Origin of the sequence: Cognatiluteimonas lumbrici, from assembly GCF_006476065.1 — a bacterium.
Lineage (GTDB): Bacteria > Pseudomonadota > Gammaproteobacteria > Xanthomonadales > Xanthomonadaceae > Cognatiluteimonas > Cognatiluteimonas lumbrici.
Window position 1 is genome coordinate 675,353 of sequence record NZ_ML636798.1, and the last position, 18,827, is coordinate 694,179.

Consider the following 18,827-nt stretch of genomic DNA (forward strand, 5'->3'; position numbering starts at 1 on the left):
TTATCGCGCGTAACGCGCCCGGGGTTCGTGCACCGCGGTACCACGCGGCTTCGCTTGCAACCGCGGACGCAGCCAGGCGGCGAAGTCGGCTTCGGACAGGGTGCCTTCGGCGAGCGCGAGGTACACCGGGTAGAGCTCCAGGTCGTCGGCTTCGAGCGTGGACCCGTTGAGCAACAGGAAGGTTTCGCAAGCTACCGCCGCCGTGCGCTTGTTGCCGTCCACGAACGGGTGGTTTCGCGCCAGGCCGAAAGCGAGGCTGGCAGCAAGGTCCGCGACATCCGGCGGCGGATCGCCGTAGGCGTGCAGCTGCTGCGGGCGGGCAAGCGCCGACTCGAGCATTCCCTCGTCGCGGATGCCGCTTCCGCCGCCGTGCTCCGCGAGCTGGCGCTCATGGATTGCCAACGCGAGGGCCCGATCGATCCAGGACACCATCGCCCTACTCCGCCAGCTTGCGAAGCAGGGTGCGGCGCTTGCGCATGACCTCCTCGGCCACTTCCATCTGCGCCGCCAGCTCCGGGTCGAACGCGGTCAGCCGGATCCCGTCCGGCGTTTCCAGCGCGTACAGCTCGTCGCCCTTCCCGAGGCGCAGGCGGGCCAGCAGTTCCTTGGGCAGGATGACGCCGGCCGAATTGCCGATGGTGGTGATCTTGAGCTTCATGGCGGCTCCGGGCAGGTGGTTATAACCTATGTTATACCCGCCACGGGCAGCCCGCAATGGCCCTGCCGCAGGCGGCATCACGCGCGATCTGGAATGATCGTGCCGGCATGCCACCAGCGTCCCCGCCATCCGCCACGCCCCGTCCGAGCCTGCGCGAGCGTGTCGGCGCGCTGCGCAACCTGCCGCCCTTCCTGCGCGACATCTGGGCCACCAGCCGGCCGTTGACCCTCGCCAGCCTGGGGCTGCGCCTGCTGCGCGCGCTGATGCCGGTGGCGATGCTCTACATCGGCAAGCTGATCATCGACGAGGCGGTGCGCCTGGTCGGCGCCGGCGTCGCCACCGACCTCGCCACGGCCTGGGCCAGCGGCACCCTGCAACCGCTGCTCGGATGGCTGCTGCTGGAGTTCGCGCTGGCGATCGCTTCCGACCTCACCGGCCGGCTGGTCGCCTACAGCGACGGGCTGCTCGCGGAGCGCTTCACCAACGCGGTCAGCATGCGGCTGATGGAGCACGCGGCCACGCTCGACCTCGAGGACTTCGAGGACGCCGAGCTGCAGGACAAGCTCGAGCGCGCCCGCCGCCAGACCATGGGACGGATGAGCCTGATGGGCCAGTTGTTCGGCCAGGCACAGGACGTGGTCACCGTGGCCAGCTTCGCCGCAGGCCTGCTGCTCTACGCGCCATGGCTGATCGTGCTGCTGGCGGTCGCGCTGCTGCCCGCCTTCCTCGGCGAATCGCACTTCAACACGCTCAACTACAGCCTCAACCACGCGTGGACGCCCGAGCGCCGCCAGCTCGAGTACCTGCGGCAGATGGGCGCCAGCGTGGAGACCGCCAAGGAGGTCAAGATCTTCGACCTCAACCGCTTCTTCATCGCCCGCTTCCGCGAGCTCTCGGAGAAGTTCTACCTGGCCAACAAGGCGCTCGCGGGAAAGCGCGCGCTCTGGGGGACGCTGCTGGCGGCGCTGGGCACGCTCGGCTACTACGTCGCCTATGCCTACATCGCCTGGCGCACCGTGCGCGGCGACTTCAGCATCGGCGACCTGACCTTCCTGGCCGGCAGCTTCCGGCGCCTGCGCCAGCTGCTGGAGGGGCTGCTGGTCGGCTTTTCGCAGGTCGCGGGCCAGGCCTTGTACCTCGACGACCTGTACTCGTTCTTCGAGATCGAGCCCGAGATCCGCACCCGCCCCGACGCGGTCCCGGTGCCGAGGCCGATCACCCGCGGCTTCGTGTTCGAGAACGTCGGCTTCCGCTATCCCGATGCCGCGCGCTGGGCGCTGCGCGGGCTCGACTTCGAACTGCGAGCGGGCGAGGTGCTGGCGCTGGTCGGCGAGAACGGCGCCGGCAAGACCACGCTGGTCAAGCTGCTGGCGCGCCTGTACGACCCCGACGAGGGCCGGATCCTGCTCGACGGCCGCGACCTGCGCGACTACGACCTCGAGGACCTGCGCGCCAACATCGGCGTGATCTTCCAGGACTTCGTGCGCTACCACCTGACCGTGGCCGAGAACATCGGCGTCGGCCAGGTCGAGGCCATGCACGACCGCGCGCGGGTCGAGCGCGCGGCGCACAGCGGCGGCGCCGACGCGGTCGCGACCTCGCTGCCGCTGGGGTACGACCAGCTCGTGGGACGCCGTTTCCGCACCGGCGTCGACCTGTCGGGCGGCCAGTGGCAGAAGATCGCGATCGCGCGCGGCTACATGCGCGACGCGCAGGTCATGATCCTGGACGAGCCGACCGCGGCGTTGGACGCGCGCGCGGAGTTCGAGGTGTTCCGGCGCTTCCGCGAGCTGTCGGAGCAGCGCACCGCGGTGCTGATCTCGCACCGCTTCTCGAGCGTGCGCATGGCCGACCGCATCCTGGTGCTGGCCGACGGCCGGCTCGAGGCGTCCGGCACCCACGACGAGCTCATGGCCGCCGGCGGCCGCTACGCCGAGCTGTTCGAGCTCCAGGCGGCCGGGTACAGGTGAAGTCGCTCGCTGCGCTCGCTGGTGAGTCGGCGGCTGCGCCGCCCGCTCACAGGCCGCGAAGCGGCCGACTTTCCAGGCCGCGCAGCGGCCGCCTTACCACCGCCACACCCCCGTTACGCGCCGACACCTAGGCTTGCCACGCATGCCTCCCGGAGCCCGCCAATGAACCGCCGCGAAAAATCCCGCCTGTACGACGGCCTGCCCTCCGCGACCAACCGCGAATGGGGCCCGGACCGCTCCAACAACGCCTACACCTACGGCCAGGACGGCCTGGGCGGCTACGGCGACTTCAACGGCCCGCCGCGCCCGCGCCACGGCGGCGAGCGCCCGCGCGGCTACCGGGGGCGCGGCCCGCGCGGCTACGTGCGTTCCGACGAACGCATCGCCGACGACATCATCGGACGGCTCACCGACGACGCCCACGTGGACGCGAGCGAGATCCTGGTGATGGTCGAGGGCGGGGTCGCCACGCTCACCGGCAACGTCCCCGAGCGGCGCATGAAGCACCGCGCCGAGGACATCGCCGCCGACGCCACCGGAGTCAGCGACGTGCGCAACGCGATCCGGGTGGACGATGGCACCGCCTCGTTCGGCCAGGCCGGCGAGGCGGTGCGCACCCCCAACTGGCGCTAGCCGCGCGAGGCGAGCTGCGACAGGCGCTGCACCGCCACCGACGCGGTCGGGTAGTCCATGGACTTCTGCGCCGCCAGCTCGGCCAGCATGGCCATGGTGAAGCGCAGGGAGGCGTCGTCGCGCGCCAGCCAGCGCTCCACCTTGGCGTCGGCGTTCGCCCCCGGCGTGGACAGCACCTGCCCGGTCAGCACCCGCAGCTGCGCACCGAGCTCGTCGCGCAGCACGCCGCGCGCGACCGCGTGCCAGCGGCCGTCGACCTTGAGCGCGTCGATCTGCCGCTGCAGCCACGGCGCGTTCAGCGCCTCGGCCAGGCGGAAGTAGGTCTTCGCCACTTCCACCGGCTTCAGCTTGCGCTCGCGCGCCAGCTCGATGATGTCGGCGCACGGCTCCATGTACGGAAGCGCCGCGAGCTGCCCGCCGAGGCCGGCCGGCATGCCCTTCTGCTTCCATTCGCGGATGCTGTCCTCGTAGCCCGGACGCATGGACGCGGGCAGGATGCCCTCGCCCGCGCGGATGGCCTGGAAGCCGTCGCGGTAGCGCTCCACCGCGCTGGTGATGTCGGGGATCGCGCCCGGCCGCGACAGCAGCCAACGGGTGAACGAGCGCTGCAGGTTCCAGATCACCTGCAGGGCGTCCACCTGCGCCGACTCGTGCACCTTGCCGTCGAGCGCGTCGATCCCGGCCCACAGCTCGCGCGCGTCCAGGGTCTCGCGGGTGATCGTGAACGCCTTGGCGACCTCGCCCGGGGTGCGCCCGCTGTCCTCCTGCATGCGCAGCAGGAAGGTGGCGCCCATGCGGTTGATGGTCGAGTTGGTCACCGCGGTGGCGATGATCTCGCGCTTGAGCCGCAGGTCCTGCATCTGCTTCGCGTACTTCTGCTGCAGCGGTTCCGGGAAGTAGCGCACCAGCTCCTTGGACAGGTACGGATCCTCGGGCACGTCGGAGTCGAGCAGCTGCTGGTAGGCCACCAGCTTCGAGTAGGACAGCAGCACCGCCAGCTCCGGCCGGGTCAGGCCGACGCCGCGCGCCCTGCGCTCGGCGAACTCGGCGTCCGTGGGCAGGTACTCGATCGCGCGGTCGAGCTGGCCTGCGGCCTCCAGGGTGCGGATGAAGTGCTGCTTGGAGCCCAGCCGCGACACGCTCATCCGCTCCATCAGGCTGATCGCCTGGTTCTGGCGGTAGTTGTCGTTGAGCACCAGGGCCGCGACCTCGTCGGTCATGGACGCGAGCAGCCTGTTGCGCTCCTCCAGCTTGAGCTTGCCCGCCTGCACCTGGCCGTTGAGCAGGATCTTGATGTTGACCTCGTGGTCGGAGGTGTCCACGCCGGCCGAGTTGTCGATGAAGTCGGTGTTCAGCAGCACACCGTTCATCGCCGCCTCGATGCGGCCGAGCTGGGTGAAGCCGAGGTTGCCGCCCTCGCCGACGATCCTGCAGCGCAACTCGTTGCCGTTGACGCGCAGGGCGTTGTTGGCGCGGTCGCCGACGTCGGCGTGGCTCTCCGACGAGCCCTTGACGTAGGTGCCGATGCCGCCGTTCCACAGCAGGTCCACGGGCGCCTTCAGCACCGCGCTCATCAGTTCGGCCGGGCTCATCGCGTCGACCGACGCGTCGATGCCCAGCGCGGCCTTGGCTTCCGGCGACAGCTTGATCGACTTGGCGCTGCGCGGGAACACGCCGCCGCCCTTGCTGATCAGCTTGGCGTCGTAGTCGGCCCAGGACGAGCGCGGCAGCTTGAAGAGGCGCTGCCGCTCCTTGAAGCCGACCGCCGCGTCCGGATCCGGGTCGATGAACACGTGGCGGTGGTCGAACGCCGCCACCAGCCGGATGTGCTTCGACAGCAGCATGCCGTTGCCGAACACGTCGCCGGACATGTCGCCGATGCCGACCGCGGTGAAGTCCTCCTTCTGCGAGTTGCGGCCGAGCGCGCGGAAGTGGCGCTTGACCGACTCCCAGGCGCCTCGGGCGGTGATGCCCATGCCCTTGTGGTCGTAGCCGACCGAGCCGCCGGAGGCGAACGCGTCGTCCAGCCAGAAGCCGTGCGCCTGCGAGATCGCGTTGGCGATGTCGGAGAAGCTGGCCGTGCCCTTGTCCGCGGCGACCACCAGGTAGGGATCGTCGCCGTCGTGGCGCACCACGTTGCCCGGATGCACGACCTCGCCGTCCACCAGGTTGTCGGTGATGTCGAGCATGCCGTTGATGAAACGCCGGTAGCACTCCTTGCCCTCGGCCAGCCAGGCATCGCGGTCCACCGCCGGGTCGGGGAGCTGCTTGCAGAAGAAGCCGCCCTTGGAGCCGACCGGCACGATCACGGTGTTCTTGACCATCTGCGCCTTGACCAGGCCCAGGACCTCTGTGCGGAAGTCCTCGCGGCGGTCGGACCAGCGCAGGCCGCCGCGCGCGACCGGTCCGAAGCGCAGGTGCACGCCCTCGACGCGCGGGCCGCACACCCAGATCTCGCGGTACGGGCGCGGCTTGGGCGCGTCGGGCACGCGCCCGGAGTCGATCTTGAACGCCAGGTAGTCGGCCGGGCCGCCGTCGGCGCGCAGCGCGTTGCCGGCGTCGTCGAGCTTGTAGTCGATGTAGTAGCTGGTGCGCAGGGTCGCGTCCATGCAGCCGATGAAGCTGCGCAGGATGCGGTCCTGGTCGAGGCTGGCGACGCGGTCGAGCAGTCCCAGCAGCGCGGCGCGGGTCGCCTCGACCTGGCGCTCGCGGTTGCCCGCGCGCGCGTCCACCACGCCCTGCAGCACGGCGCGGGTCGGCTCGTCGGCCGCCAGTCCGAACAGCTGCTGCTGCAGCGCCTCCTGGCCGCGCCTGACCTCCGCCTTCGACTCGTTGCCGGTGCGCGGGTCGAAGCGCGCCTCGAACAGTTCCACCAGCAGCCGCGCCAGCAGCGGGTAGCGGTTGAAGGTCTCCTCCACGTAGCTCTGCGAGAACGGCACCCCGACCTGCTGGATGTACTTGCCGTAGGCGCGCAGCATCGCGACCTGGCGCCAGGTCAGGCCGGCGCCCAGGATCAGCCGGTTGAAGCCGTCGTTCTCGGCGTCGCCGCGCCACACGCGCGAGAACGCCTCCTCGAACGAGGCGTCGATGCCGTTGACGTCCAGGTCCGCGCGCGGCGACTCGACCTCGAAGTCCTGGATCCAGGCGACCTGGTCGCCGTCCCTGCCCGGGAATTCGATCCGGAACGGGTGCTCGGTGATCACCCGCAGGCCCATGTTCTCCATCATCGGCAGCGCGTCGGACAGCGGGATGTCGTGGCCCAGCCGGTAGAACTTGAGGCGCAGCCCGCCGCCGTTGCGGGCGGCGCGGTACAGGTTGATGCGCAGGTCTTCTTCGTCCCTCAGCGTGGACAGGCACAGCACGTCGGCCGCCGCCACCGCCGGGGTCACCCGCTCGATGTAGCCGGCCGGCAGCGCGCGCCCGTAGCGGTGCGCGAGCTTGAGCCCCTTCTCCTCGCCGTGCGCGGCGACCAGCGCCTCGCGCAGCTCGTCCTGCCAGTTGCGCACGATGCCCTCGAGCTCGGCCTGCAGCGACGGACCGTCCACCTGCACGCTCTCGCCCTTGCGCGGGCGCACGATCATGTGCAGCTGCGCCAGCGGCGATTCGCCGACCTGCACGTTGGTGTCCACGCTGTCGCCGTTGAGCGCCTCGCGCAGCATCCGCTCGATGCGGCGCCGAACCTCGGTGTTGAAGCGGTCGCGCGGGATGTACACCAGCGCCGACCAGAAGCGCCCGTAGCGGTCGCGGCGCAGGAACAGCTGGCTGCGCACGCGCTCCTGCAGGCCGAGGATGCCGGTGGCGGTGCGCAGCAGTTCCTCCTCGCTGGACTGGAACAGCTCGTCGCGCGGCAGGCTCTCGAGGATGTGGCGCAGGGCCTTGCCGCTGTGCCCGTGCGGATTGAGGCCGGAGCTGCGCATCACGTGCTCGTGGCGCTCGCGCACCAGCGGGATCTCCCAAGGCCGGCGGCTGTAGGCGCTGGAGGTGTAGAGGCCGAGGAAGCGCTGCTCCGCGGTCGGCTTGCCCTCCTCGTCGAACTTGAGCACGCCGATGTAGTCCATGTAGCCCGGGCGGTGCACGGTGGCGCGGGCGTTGGTCTTGGTCAGGATCAGCGCATCCACCGAGCCCGACTGCGGCATGTAGTGCGCGGCCAGCGTGCGCAGGTCGCGCGGCTTGCTCTTGTCCTTGCCGCGCATCAGCCCGAGGCCGGAGTCCTGCACCGGGCACAGCAGCTCGCTGTCGCCCTTCTCGACCACGTCGTACTCGCGGTAGCCGAGGAAGGTGAAGTGGTTGTCGGCGGCCCAGCGCAGGAACTCCTGCGCCTCGCTGCGGCCTGCCGCCGACACCGGCATCCGGCGGCTGGCGAGGTCGTCGGCGATCTCCAGCATCTTGCTGCGCATCGCCTCCCAGTCGCTGACCGCGGCGCGCACGTCGCCGAGTACCTTGTGGATCGCCTGCTCGATCGCCGGCATCTCCGCCTGCGTCTGGCGGTCGACTTCCAGGTGCATCAGCGACTCGTTGCCGGCGCCCTCGCCGGCTTCCGCGCCGAGCGCGACCGGCTTGCCGGCCTTGTCGCGCTTTACCGGCACCACCGGGTGCCCGAGCACGTGCACGCCGATGCCCTGCTCGGCCAGCGCCATGGTCACCGAATCGACCAGGAACGGCATGTCGTCGTTGGCGACCTGGATCACCGTGTGCGGCGACTCCCAGCCATCGCGCTCCAGGCCGGGATTGAAGATGCGCACCGAGGCGGTGCCGGGCTTGCGCGCGCGCACCATCTCGAAGAAATCCAGCGCGAGCGCGGCCCAACCCTGGGGGCTGTGCTGCTCGAGTTCCTCGGCCGTCATGCGCCGGTAGAAGGCGCGCGCGAAGGCCTCGGCCTGTGCCTGGCGGGCGGCCGGGGCGCGCTCGCGCAGCGCGGCGAGCACCGGTTCGAGGCGGGCCGCGGCGGCCTTGCCGGAGGGAAGCTTGCGGGAAGCGGCGCGCGCGGTCTTGCGCGCCGGGGTGGCGTTGCGGGGGGATTTGCGTGCAGTCGTCATGAACGTGGGAGTCCGGATGCAAGAAGGCCCGCGCAATCTGCACGGGCCACGTGGTCTGGGGTCAATGATCCTGTGAAGCGCGCACGGCGGGCTGCGGCTGGTCGGGAACGTCCATTGTTTCAGCGCAGCCCGGTCTCATGCCGGGCGATGACCAGCCGCTGGATCTCGCTGGTGCCCTCGTAGATCTCGGTGATCTTGGCGTCGCGGAAGTAGCGCTCGATCGGCATCTCCTTCGAGTAGCCCATGCCGGCGTGGATCTGCACCGCCTGGTGCGCGATCCACATCGCCGCCTCGGAGGCGGTCAGCTTGGCGACCGCGGCCTCGGTGGTGAAGCGCTTGCCCTGGCCCTTGAGCCAGGCCGCGCGCAGCGTCAGCAGCAGCGACGCGTCGAGCTTGCACTTCATGTCCGCGATCTTGGCCTGGATCATCTGGAACGAGCCGATCGGCTGGCCGAAGGCCTTGCGCTCGCGCACGTAGGCCAGGCTGGCCTCGTAGGCGGCGCGGGCGATGCCGATCGCCTGCGAGGCGATGCCGATGCGCCCGGCGTCGAGCACGCCCATGGCGATCTTGAAGCCCTGCCCCTCCTCGCCCAGCACCTCGTCGGGCTGGACGACGTAGTCGCTGAACTCGATCTCGCAGGTGGCCGAGGCGCGGATGCCGAGCTTTGGCTCGGTCTTGCCGCGGTGGAAGCCTTCGCGCGCGGTGTCCACCAGGAACGCGGTGATGCCGCGCGCGCCCTTGGCCGGGTCGGTCATCGCGAACAGCACGATGTACTTGGCCACCGGGCCGGAGGTGATCCAGCTCTTCTTGCCGTTGACGATGTAGCTGCCGTCGCCCTGCTTCACCGCGCGGCAGCGCATCGCGGTGGCGTCGGAGCCGGACTGGGGCTCGGTCAGCGCGAACGCGCCGATCTCGCGGCCCTCGGCGATGGCCTTGACGTACTTCTGCTTCTGCGCCTCGGTGCCGTGGGTCAGGATGCCGTTGCAGAACAGCGAGTTGTTGACCGACATGATGGTCGAGTGCGCGGCATCGGCCGCGGCCACCTCGACCATGGCCAGCACGTAGGCCACCGGGTCCATGCCCGCGCCGCCGTACTCGGCCGGGACCTCGATGCCCATCAGCCCGTTCTCGCCCAGCAGGCGCATGTTGTCGAGCGGGAACTCGCCGGTCCGGTCGAAGTGCTCGGCGCTCGGCGCGATCTTCTCCTGCGCGATCCGCCGGGCCACGTCCTGGATCATCAGCTGCTCTTCGGTGAAACCAAACTCCACTCGGCGCACTCCGGTCAGGCGGGAAACCGCAATTGTAGCGCCGCGCTTGACCCGCGGGACAGGGCGGCGGAGACTGTATCTCTACATCGCGATGATGAGATACCCATGGACCTGGAAGGCTGGTCGGGCCTGCTCAAGGTATTCGCGGACGCCACCCGCGTGCGCCTGCTCGCGCTGCTCGAGGGCGAGGAGCTCACCGTGGCCGAGTTGTCGGCGATCACCCGCCTCGCGCAGCCACGGGTGTCCACCCACCTGGCGAAGCTGAAGGAAGCCGGGCTGGTGCGCGACCGCCGCGCCGGCGTCTCGGCCTACTACCGTTTCGACGAGTCCGCGCTGGACCCGGCGCAGCGGGCGTTGTGGCAGTCCATCAGCACCGGCAGCGACGACCCGCTGCTGCGCCAGGACGCCGCGCGCGTGCCGGGGGTGCTCGCGACCCGCGCCGCCGACCAGAACTGGGCCGACTCGGTGGCCGGCGACATGGAGCGTCACTACTCCCCCGGCCGCACCTGGGAGGCGCTGGCGCGCACCGTGCTGCCGCTGCTCGAGACCGGGGACGTGCTCGACGTCGCTTCGGGCGACGGCGTGCTGGCCGAGCTGCTGGCCCCGCACTCGGCGCGCTACGTGTGCATCGACGCCAGCCCGCGCGTCGTCGCCGCGGCGGCCGAGCGCCTGCGCCGCTTCCCCAACGTAGAGGTGCGCGAAGGCGACATGCATGCCCTGCCCTGCGAGGACGCCAGCTTCGACCTGGTGGTGCTGATGCACGCGCTCACCTACGCCGGCAAGCCGGCGCAGGCCGTGGCCGAGGCCGCGCGCGTGCTGCGCCCCGGCGGCCAGCTGGTGCTGTCCAGCCTCGCGCGCCACGACCATCGCAACGTGGTCGAGGCCTTCGGCCACGCCAACCTCGGCTTCACCGCCAGGGAGCTGCGCCGGTTCGTGGAGAAGGCCGGGCTGGAGGTGCTGTCCGCCGGCACCGTCACCCGCGAGCGGCGGCCACCCCACTTCGAAGTGATCTCCCTGATCGCCCGCAAATCCCCCTGACCCCCTTGTGGGAGCGCGCCTTGCGCGCGATGAACCGGAAACGCCCATGAACCCCCTTCCCTGGCTCCACCCCGACCGCGTCGCCGCGCTCGAATCGGCCCTCTCCCGCCGCATCCTGGTGCTCGACGGCGCCATGGGCACCATGATCCAGCGCCACGGGCTGGAGGAGGCCGACTACCGCGGCGAGCGCTTCGCCGATGCCGGCCACGACCAGCGCGGCAACAACGACCTGCTGTCGCTGACCCGGCCGGAGATCATCTCGGCGATCCACGCCGCCTACCTCGACGCCGGCGCCGACCTGGTCGAGACCAACACCTTCAACTCCACCACGATCTCGCTCGCCGACTACGGCATGCAGGAGCTGGCCCGGGAGTTCAACCGCGAGGGCGCGCGGCTGGCGCGCGAGGCCTGCGCCGCCGCCGAGGCGGCCGACCCCTCGCGGCCGCGCTTCGCGGTCGGCGTGCTCGGCCCGACCAGCCGCACCGCGTCGCTGAGCCCGGACGTCAACCGGCCCGGCTACCGCGCCACCTCCTTCGACGAACTCGCCGCGGCCTACCGCGAAGCAGCCACCGGCCTTCTCGAGGGCGGTGCCGACCTGCTGATGGTCGAGACCATCTTCGACACCCTCAACGCCAAGGCGGCGCTGTTCGCGATCGACGACGTGTTCGAGGCGGCCGGCGGCCGGGTGCCGGTCATGATTTCCGGAACCATCACCGACGCCTCGGGGCGGACCCTGTCGGGGCAGACCGCGGAAGCCTTCTGGTATTCGCTGCGCCACGCGCGGCCGCTGTCCATCGGCCTCAACTGCGCGCTCGGCGCCAAGGAACTGCGCCAGCACGTGGACGTGCTCGCGCAGGTCGCCGACACCCGGGTCAGCGCGCATCCCAACGCCGGCCTGCCGAACGCGTTCGGCGGCTACGACGAGACCCCCGGGGACATGGCCGCGGACCTGCGCGGCTTCGCGGAGGCCGGCCTGCTCAACCTGGTGGGCGGCTGCTGCGGCACCACCCCGGAGCACATCGCCGCGATCGCGGCCGCGGTCGACGGGCTGCCGCCCCGCGCGGTGCCGGCGCTGGCGGAGGCGGCATGAGCGCGGTGCTGGCCCGCAACACCCGCCTGAGCGGGCTGGAACCGCTGCAGATCACGCCCGAATCGAACTTCATCAACGTCGGCGAGCGCACCAACGTCACCGGTTCGGCCAGGTTCAAGAAGCTGATCCTCGAGGGCCGCTTCGACGAGGCGGTCGCGGTCGCGCGCCAGCAGGTGGAGAACGGCGCCCAGGTGCTCGACGTCAACATGGACGAGGGCATGCTCGACTCGAAGGCGGCGATGGTCGCCTTCCTCAACCTGATCGCGGCCGAGCCCGACATCGCGCGGGTGCCGGTGATGGTGGACTCCTCGCGCTGGGACGTGATCGAGGCCGGGCTCAAGTGCCTCCAGGGCAAGGGCATCGTCAACTCGATCTCGATGAAGGAAGGCGAGGCCGAGTTCCTGCGCCAGGCGCGGCTGGTGCGCCGCTACGGCGCCGCGGTGGTGGTGATGGCCTTCGACGAGGAAGGCCAGGCCGACACCGCCGAGCGCAAGGTCGCGATCTGCTCGCGGGCCTACGAACTGCTGACCACGCAGGCCGGGTTCCCGCCCGAGGACATCATCTTCGACCCCAACTGCTTCGCGATCGCCACCGGCATCGAGGAGCACGACGACTACGGCGTCGCTTTCATCGAGGCCGCGCGCGAGCTGCGCCGGCGCTTCCCGCTATGCCACGTCTCCGGCGGCGTCTCCAACGTCTCGTTCTCGTTCCGCGGCAACGAGCCCGTGCGCCAGGCGATCCACGTGGTGTTCCTGTACCACGCGATCCGCGCCGGGATGGACATGGGCATCGTCAACGCGGGCGCCCTGCCCCTGTACGACGAGCTCGACCCGGAACTGCGCGAGCGGGTCGAGGACGTGGTGTTGAACCGCCGGAAGGACGCGACCGAGCGCCTGCTCGAGATCGCGGACCGCTTCAAGGGCAGGAAGGGCGAAAAAAAGGTCGAGGACCTGGCCTGGCGCGACAGCGACGTGCGCGCGCGCCTGGCCCATTCGCTGGTGCACGGCATCGACCAGTACGTGGTCGATGACACCGAGGAGGCGCGGCTGCAGGCGGCACGTCCGCTGGACGTGATCGAGGGCCCGCTGATGGACGGCATGAACGTGGTCGGCGACCTGTTCGGCGCCGGCAAGATGTTCCTGCCGCAGGTGGTCAAGTCGGCGCGGGTGATGAAGAAGGCCGTGGCCCACCTGCTGCCTTACATCGAGGCCGAAAAGGCGCGCACCGGGGACACCGGCAAGTCGAACGGCAAGATCGTGATGGCGACCGTCAAGGGCGACGTCCACGACATCGGCAAGAACATCGTCGGCGTGGTCCTGGCCTGCAACAACTTCGAGGTCGTGGACCTGGGAGTGATGGTGCCGGCGCAGAAGATCCTGGACACGGCGAAGGCGGAGAACGCGGACATGATCGGCGTGTCCGGGCTGATCACGCCGTCGCTGGAGGAAATGGGCCACGTCGCGAAGGAGATGCAGCGCCAGGGCTTCACCATCCCGCTGCTGATCGGGGGCGCCACCACCTCGCGCGCGCACACCGCGCTGAAGATCGACCCGCACTACAAGTCGGCGACGATCTGGGTCAAGGACGCCTCGCGCGCGGTCAACGTCGCCCAGTCGCTGGTCTCGAAGGAGTTGCGCGACGCCTTCGTCGCCGCCAACGAGGCCGACTACGCCGAGATCCGCGAGCGCCACCGCAACAAGGAAGGCGGCAAGCGCCTCGTTTCCCTGGCGCACGCGCGCAGCCGCGCCTTCGACGGCGGCTGGGACGCGTACGTGCCGCCGGAGCCGAAGCAGCCCGGCATCACCGTCTTCGACGACTACCCGCTCGGCGAGTTGGTGGAGCTGATCGACTGGGGGCCGTTCTTCAACGCCTGGGAACTGGCCGGCAGGTACCCGGCGATCCTCGACGACGACGTCGTCGGGCCGCAGGCGCGCGAGCTGTTCGCCGACGCCCGCGAGATGCTCGACCGGCTGGTGGCGGAGAAGTGGCTGACCGCGAAGGCCGTGGTCGGTTTCTGGCCCGCGGCTTCCATCGGCGACGACGTCCAGCTCGACGACGGCACCGTGCTGCACTTCCTGCGCCAGCAGGCGGACAAGCCGCCGGAACGCCCCAACCTGTGCCTGGCCGACTTCGTCGCGCCGAAGGACAGCGGCGTGCGCGACTGGATCGGCGGCTTCGCGGTCACCGCGGGGCACGGCATCGAACCGCACCTGGAGCGCTTCCGCGCCGAACACGACGACTACAACGCGATCCTGCTCAAGGCGCTGGCCGACCGCCTCGCCGAGACCCTGGCCGAGCGCATCCACCAACACGTGCGCAAGGAGCTGTGGGGCTATGCCGCCGACGAGGCGCTCGACACCGACGCCCTGATCGCCGAGAAATACCGCGGCATCCGCCCGGCCCCGGGCTATCCGGCCTGCCCCGAGCACAGCGAGAAGCAGACCCTGTTCCGACTGCTGGACGCGACCGCGAACACCGGCATCACCCTGACCGACCATTTCGCGATGTACCCGGCGGCGGCGGTGTCGGGCTGGTACTTCAGCCATCCGCGCAGCCAGTACTTCGTGGTCGGGCGGCTGTCCAAGGAACAGGTCGCCGACTACGCGCGGCGCAAGGGCGTCAGCCTGCAGCAGGCCGAGCGGCTGCTGGCCTCGAACCTGGATTACGACCCGGAGTAGGCGGCCCTCACCACACCAGGTCGGGGGGGATGTCGTCCTCGACCGGGGCGTCCGGGTCGACCCGGAGCGCGACGCAGGCGGGGAAGATCGCCGCGGCTTCGTCCAGCGTCGCCACGTCCACCAGCAGGTAGCGCCCGTCGAGCTGGACCACGCCGAGCTCGCCGGCGTTGAGCGCCTTGAGCTGCGCCTCGGTGACGTGAATGCGCTTGATCTTGCCGCCGTACTCGAAGTGCCGCGCGATCTCCGCCTGCGCGTCGTTCAGCGCCTTGCCCTGCAGGAACGCGGCCAGCTTCGCGCGCGCCTCGCGCCGCTCGCGCGCGGCCTCCTGCTTGCGGCGCTCGGCCTCGATCCGCTCCTCCTTCTCCTTCTGCGCACGGATCGCGTAGGCCTTGGCCAGGTCGATGTCGCCTTGCGGCGTCGGCTTGCGCGGCGGGCGCGGGGCCGCCTTCGCTGCCGCGCGCGGCGGCTTGCGCTCGCCCTTGCGTTCGGGCTTGCGGACGGGCTTGGGCTGCGGCTTGAAGCCGAGGCCGAGCAGCTGGTCGCGTAGGGAGTCGCTCATCAGTAGTGCGGAGGCGGTGGTTCGCTGGCGGGATCGGCGGCCAGGCCGCCGCGCGCGAGTTTCAATTCCTGTACGGCGTTGCGCAACAGTTCCGCCGTGCGCGCGGCCTCGAGCCGGGTCTCGGCGAGGGCGTCGCTGAGTTCCTGCAGCGCCTGTTCCTGGAACGCGAGCCGCGTCTCCAGTTCCACCAGCCGCTGTTCGAGCGCGTCTCCGGCCATTGCCTACTGCCCCGCGCGCGCGCCGGCGACGGAGCGCCCGCGGCCGACGCCGTAGTACGCCAGTCCGGCCTCCTCGACTTCGGCCGGGTCGTACAGGTTGCGCCCGTCGAACAGCACGCGGTCGCGCAGCGCCAGCGCGAGCTGCTCGAAGTCGGGGCTGCGGAACTGCTTCCACTCGGTGACCACCACCAGCGCATCCGCGCCCTCGAGCGCTTCGGCCGCCGACTCGCACAACACCAGCCCGTCGCGCTGGCCGAACACGCGGCGCGCCTCGCGCGCGGCTTCGGGGTCGTAGGCGCGGACGCGCGCGCCCGCGTCCCACAGTTGCTGCAGCAGCCTGCGGCTGGGCGCTTCGCGCATGTCGTCGGTGTCGGGCTTGAACGCCAGCCCCCAGACCGCGAAGGTCTTGCCGCGCACGCCCTCGTCCTCGCCGGCGTCGTAATGCCGCTGCACGAGTTCGAACAGGTGCCCCTTCTGGGCCGCGTTCACCGCCTCGACCGCCTCCAGCAGGCGCGGCGCGTGGCCGTGCTGCTGCGCGGTGCGCGCCAGCGCCTGCACGTCCTTGGGGAAGCAGGAGCCGCCGTAGCCGGCGCCCGGATAGATGAAGTGCCAGCCGATGCGCTGGTCCGAGCCGATGCCGCGACGCACGTGCTCGACGTCGGCGCCGACCTTCTCGGCGATGTTGGCGATCTCGTTCATGAAGCTGATCTTGGTCGCCAGCATCGCGTTGGCCGCGTACTTGGTCAGCTCCGCCGAACGCACGTCCATCGCCACGATGCGGTCGCGGTTGCGGTTGAACGGCGCGTACAGCCGGCGCAGCCGCTCGACCGCCTCGTCGCTGTCTGCGCCGATCACGATCCGGTCCGGGCGCATGCAGTCCTCGACCGCGGCACCCTCCTTCAGGAATTCCGGGTTCGAGACCACCTCGAAGGCGATGTCCACGCCGCGCTCCGCCAACGTGGTGGCGATGGTCTCGCGCACCTTGTCGGCGGTGCCCACCGGCACCGTGGACTTGTTGACCACCACCAGCGGCCGCGTCATGTGCTCGCCGATGGTGCGCGCGACCGCCAGCACGTACTGCAGGTCGGCGCTGCCGTCCTCGTCCGGCGGCGTGCCCACGGCGATGAACACCAGGCGCCCGTGCGCGACCGCTTCGGCGGCGTCGGTGGTGAAGTGCAGCCGGCCCTCGGCATGGTTGGCACGGACCATCGGTTCGAGCCCGGGCTCGTAGATCGGGACCTCGCCGCGGCGCAGCCCTTCCACCTTGGCCTCGTCCACGTCCACGCAGACCACGTCATGCCCGACTTCCGCCAGGCAGGTGCCGGTCACCAGGCCGACGTAACCGGTTCCGAAGATCGCAACGCGCATCCTGCCGCTTCCCCTTGGTTCAATCGGTGCGAGTCAATCCGGTCGGCTCACTCGATGCCGACCAGCTCGACCTCGAACACCAGCGTGGCGTTCGGCGGGATCGGGCCGCCGGGCGTGCCCATCTCGCCGTAGGCCAGCTCGGGCGGGATCCAGAAACGGTACTTGCTGCCGACCGGCATCAACGAGATGCCTTCCTGCCAGCCCGGCACGACCTGGCCGAGCGGGAAGTCCACCGGGCCGCCCTGCCCCGCGTTGCCGTCGAACACGGTGCCGTCCAGCAGCTTGCCGGTGTAGTTGACGCGCACGGTGTCGTCGCGCGACGGGCGCGGGCCCGTGCCCGGCTCGAGCACCTGATACTGCAGCCCGGACTCGGTCACCTGCACGTCCGGCTTGCCCGCGTTCTCCGCCAGGAACGCCTGGCCGGCGATGGCGTTGGCGCGCGCGTCTGCCTGCATCTTCTCGACCTGCGCGTCGCGCACCTTCTGCTCGAACGCGGCGCCGACCTGCTGCGCCTGTTCCTCGGTCATCAGCAGTTCGCCGCCTTCCAGCGAGGTCTTGAGCGCCTTGACCACGACGTCCACGTCGAGCTCGTCGCGGATCGGCTCGAACTGGCGCGCCAGCGCCATGCCGACCATGTAGCTGACCCGGTCCTTCTCCGTCGGCAGCCCGGGGATCGCCTCGCCATCGGCGCTCGCCGGCTTGGCGGCCGCGGCGTCCTTCGCGGCGGCCTCGCCGTCGGCGTCGCGGTTGCAGCCAGCCAGCACCAGCGTCGCCAGCAGCAGGCCCGCGGCCAGTCGTTTCAGGTCATGCATGGGAATGCTCCAGGGGGGCGGTCGGTAGGCCACCGTCGCGCAGTGGCCCTCAACGCACGGTCATCACGGGATGGCGAGCAGTTCCACGTCGAACACGAGGGTCGCGTTCGGGCCGATCGGGCCGCCGGGCGTGCCGGTGGCGCCGTAGCCGAGCTCGGCGGGGATCCAGAAGCGGTACTTGGCGCCGACTGGCATCAGCCCGAGGCCTTCGGTCCAGCCCGGGATCACCCCCGAGAGCGGGAATTCCACCGGCTCGCCGCGCTCGTAGGAGCTGTCGAACACGGTGCCGTCCAGCAGCCGGCCCTCGTAGTTCACGCGCACGGTGTCGGTGGGCTTCGGGCGCGGGCCGCTGCCCTGGCGCAGCACCATGTACTGCAGGCCGGACGCGGTCGCGAACACGCCCTTCTCGCCGCGGTTCCGGGCCAGGAAGGCGGCGCCTTCGGTCTTGTTCTTCGAAGCCAGCGCCTCGGCTTCCCGGCGGGCGCGCTCGCGCACGCGCTCGCCGAACGCCGCCAGCACCTGCTGCACCTGCTCGGCCGGCATCGCCAGCTTGCCGCCGTCGGCGGCATCGCCCAGTCCGCGCATGAACACCGCGACGTCGAGTTCGTCCGCGATCGGCAGCAGCGAGGGGCCGACGATGTAGCCGCCGACCAGCTGGCCGACCTTGGCGCGGTCCACCGCCTGCGGCGACGCGGGCGCGCCGGGCGCGCCGCTGCGCGCGGCCAGGGTGGCGCGCAGCGCGGTATCCACCTGCTGCGCCTCGGCCGGCGCCAGGCTCGGCTCGCCGCCGTCGAACAGCTTGCGGATCTCGCGCTCCAGCGCGGCCTGGTCGAGCTCGGCCGCGATCGGCTGCAGCGAGCTGCCCACGTCCACGCCCACCGCGTAGCTGGCGCGATCGCGATCGGTGGCCAGCGGCGCGTCCTGGGCGGCGACGGCCCGCGGGGCAAGGGCCAGCCCGGCCACGGACAGCAACAACGCGGCGGAGCCGCGCAGGAAAGGCTTCATCGGGGAACACTCCTGTGGGCCGCGCGGTCGCGGCGTGGTGCGGATCGCCGCCTATTGTCGCGGCCCGGGGCGCGCCCGGCAATCCAGCCCCGGCGCGCCCCCGGACCCAGCCGGGACCCCTGCCATCAGTTGGGGTAGCCGGGGGTTGACCGCCTGTGTCTAGGTGTTATAGTTGCATACAACACCAGTCCCCCAGAGCAGGACGACCACCATGAACCGCAAGCTCCAGCACACCGTCCAGGCGCTCACAGCGACCGTCGCCGTGTTCGGTCTCCTCCTCGTCGCCGGGAACCCGGCCATTCCCGAACCGGCGCCGCCGGGTCTGCACGTGGCCGCCAACGCGGACCAGGTGCCGGCGCTCGACTCCGACCGCGACAGTGCCCGGACGGAAGCCAAGGCCGCCGACCATGTGCGCCGCAACCACCGGGCCGCGCTGGCGATGCCCTACTTCTCGTTCGCGCAGGGCGGCCTGCGCCGCGTCACCGGGAGCTGAG

Annotated in this window: 14 protein-coding genes and 1 pseudogene; 6 read left to right on the forward strand and 9 right to left on the reverse strand. The window is 70.8% G+C overall.

The annotated features are described in order from the left end of the window. Both E4F25_RS03310 and E4F25_RS03315 read right to left on the reverse strand, forming a co-directional pair. Positions 1 to 432 (reverse strand): type II toxin-antitoxin system death-on-curing family toxin, encoded by a 432-nt coding sequence (locus E4F25_RS03310; RefSeq protein WP_140908810.1) that lies wholly within the window; start codon positions 430 to 432, stop codon positions 1 to 3. A 4-nt stretch (positions 433 to 436) separates the two neighbouring features. Then, positions 437 to 658, reverse strand: a complete 222-nt coding sequence (locus E4F25_RS03315) for an AbrB/MazE/SpoVT family DNA-binding domain-containing protein (protein WP_140908811.1) — start codon at positions 656 to 658, stop codon at positions 437 to 439. A gap of 107 nt (positions 659 to 765) precedes the next feature. On the opposite strand from E4F25_RS03315, the gene E4F25_RS03320 reads away from it, so the two are divergent. Beyond that, on the forward strand, positions 766 to 2,628 hold the full coding sequence (locus E4F25_RS03320) for an ABC transporter ATP-binding protein (protein WP_140908812.1): 1,863 nt from the start codon (positions 766 to 768) through the stop codon (positions 2,626 to 2,628). Between the two features lie 162 nt (positions 2,629 to 2,790). Beyond that, on the forward strand, positions 2,791 to 3,261 hold the full coding sequence (locus tag E4F25_RS03325; RefSeq protein ID WP_140908813.1) for a BON domain-containing protein: 471 nt from the start codon (positions 2,791 to 2,793) through the stop codon (positions 3,259 to 3,261). Here the strand turns inward: E4F25_RS03325 and E4F25_RS03330 are convergent. Further along, positions 3,258 to 8,297 (reverse strand): NAD-glutamate dehydrogenase, encoded by a 5,040-nt coding sequence (locus E4F25_RS03330; RefSeq protein WP_140908814.1) that lies wholly within the window; start codon positions 8,295 to 8,297, stop codon positions 3,258 to 3,260. The two genes, E4F25_RS03325 and E4F25_RS03330, sit on opposite strands and share 4 nt — an antisense overlap. A 119-nt stretch (positions 8,298 to 8,416) precedes the next feature. Continuing rightward, positions 8,417 to 9,565 carry an acyl-CoA dehydrogenase family protein gene (locus E4F25_RS03335; protein ID WP_140908815.1) on the reverse strand — a complete coding sequence of 383 codons (1,149 nt, stop codon included), beginning with the start codon at positions 9,563 to 9,565 and terminating at the stop codon, positions 8,417 to 8,419. Positions 9,566 to 9,670: 105 nt separating this feature from the next. Here E4F25_RS03335 and E4F25_RS03340 point away from each other — a divergent pair. From E4F25_RS03340 to metH, 3 genes and pseudogenes are all read left to right on the forward strand, one after another. Further along, positions 9,671 to 10,594, forward strand: a pseudogene (locus tag E4F25_RS03340) (ArsR/SmtB family transcription factor); the annotation flags it as partial. A gap of 55 nt (positions 10,595 to 10,649) precedes the next feature. Beyond that, positions 10,650 to 11,693 (forward strand): homocysteine S-methyltransferase family protein, encoded by a 1,044-nt coding sequence (locus tag E4F25_RS03345; RefSeq protein ID WP_140908817.1) that lies wholly within the window; start codon positions 10,650 to 10,652, stop codon positions 11,691 to 11,693. Continuing rightward, positions 11,690 to 14,371 carry a methionine synthase gene (gene metH / locus E4F25_RS03350; protein WP_140908818.1) on the forward strand — a complete coding sequence of 894 codons (2,682 nt, stop codon included), beginning with the start codon at positions 11,690 to 11,692 and terminating at the stop codon, positions 14,369 to 14,371. Before E4F25_RS03345 ends, metH begins: the two co-directional genes overlap by 4 nt. Positions 14,372 to 14,378: 7 nt before the next feature. Here metH and E4F25_RS03355 read toward each other — a convergent pair whose 3' ends face one another. The 5 genes from E4F25_RS03355 to E4F25_RS03375 all read right to left on the reverse strand — a co-directional run bounded on the left by E4F25_RS03355 (position 14,379) and on the right by E4F25_RS03375 (position 18,333). Continuing rightward, positions 14,379 to 14,930: a DUF2058 family protein gene (locus E4F25_RS03355; protein ID WP_140908819.1), complete on the reverse strand. Its 552-nt coding sequence runs from the start codon at positions 14,928 to 14,930 to the stop codon at positions 14,379 to 14,381. After that, entirely contained in the window at positions 14,930 to 15,148 is a 219-nt protein-coding gene (locus E4F25_RS03360; protein ID WP_140908820.1) for a SlyX family protein, read from the reverse strand. The genes E4F25_RS03355 and E4F25_RS03360 overlap by 1 nt, the downstream gene beginning before the upstream one ends. A 3-nt stretch (positions 15,149 to 15,151) precedes the next feature. Then, positions 15,152 to 16,516 (reverse strand): UDP-glucose dehydrogenase family protein, encoded by a 1,365-nt coding sequence (locus tag E4F25_RS03365; RefSeq protein ID WP_140908821.1) that lies wholly within the window; start codon positions 16,514 to 16,516, stop codon positions 15,152 to 15,154. A gap of 47 nt (positions 16,517 to 16,563) precedes the next feature. Beyond that, on the reverse strand, positions 16,564 to 17,328 hold the full coding sequence (locus E4F25_RS03370) for an FKBP-type peptidyl-prolyl cis-trans isomerase (RefSeq protein ID WP_140908822.1): 765 nt from the start codon (positions 17,326 to 17,328) through the stop codon (positions 16,564 to 16,566). Positions 17,329 to 17,391: 63 nt separating this feature from the next. Further along, on the reverse strand, positions 17,392 to 18,333 hold the full coding sequence (locus E4F25_RS03375) for an FKBP-type peptidyl-prolyl cis-trans isomerase (RefSeq protein ID WP_140908823.1): 942 nt from the start codon (positions 18,331 to 18,333) through the stop codon (positions 17,392 to 17,394). A gap of 211 nt (positions 18,334 to 18,544) precedes the next feature. Here E4F25_RS03375 and E4F25_RS03380 point away from each other — a divergent pair, with 211 nt between their 5' ends. Further along, positions 18,545 to 18,826: a hypothetical protein gene (locus E4F25_RS03380; RefSeq protein WP_140908824.1), complete on the forward strand. Its 282-nt coding sequence runs from the start codon at positions 18,545 to 18,547 to the stop codon at positions 18,824 to 18,826. Position 18,827 lies beyond the last annotated feature (1 nt).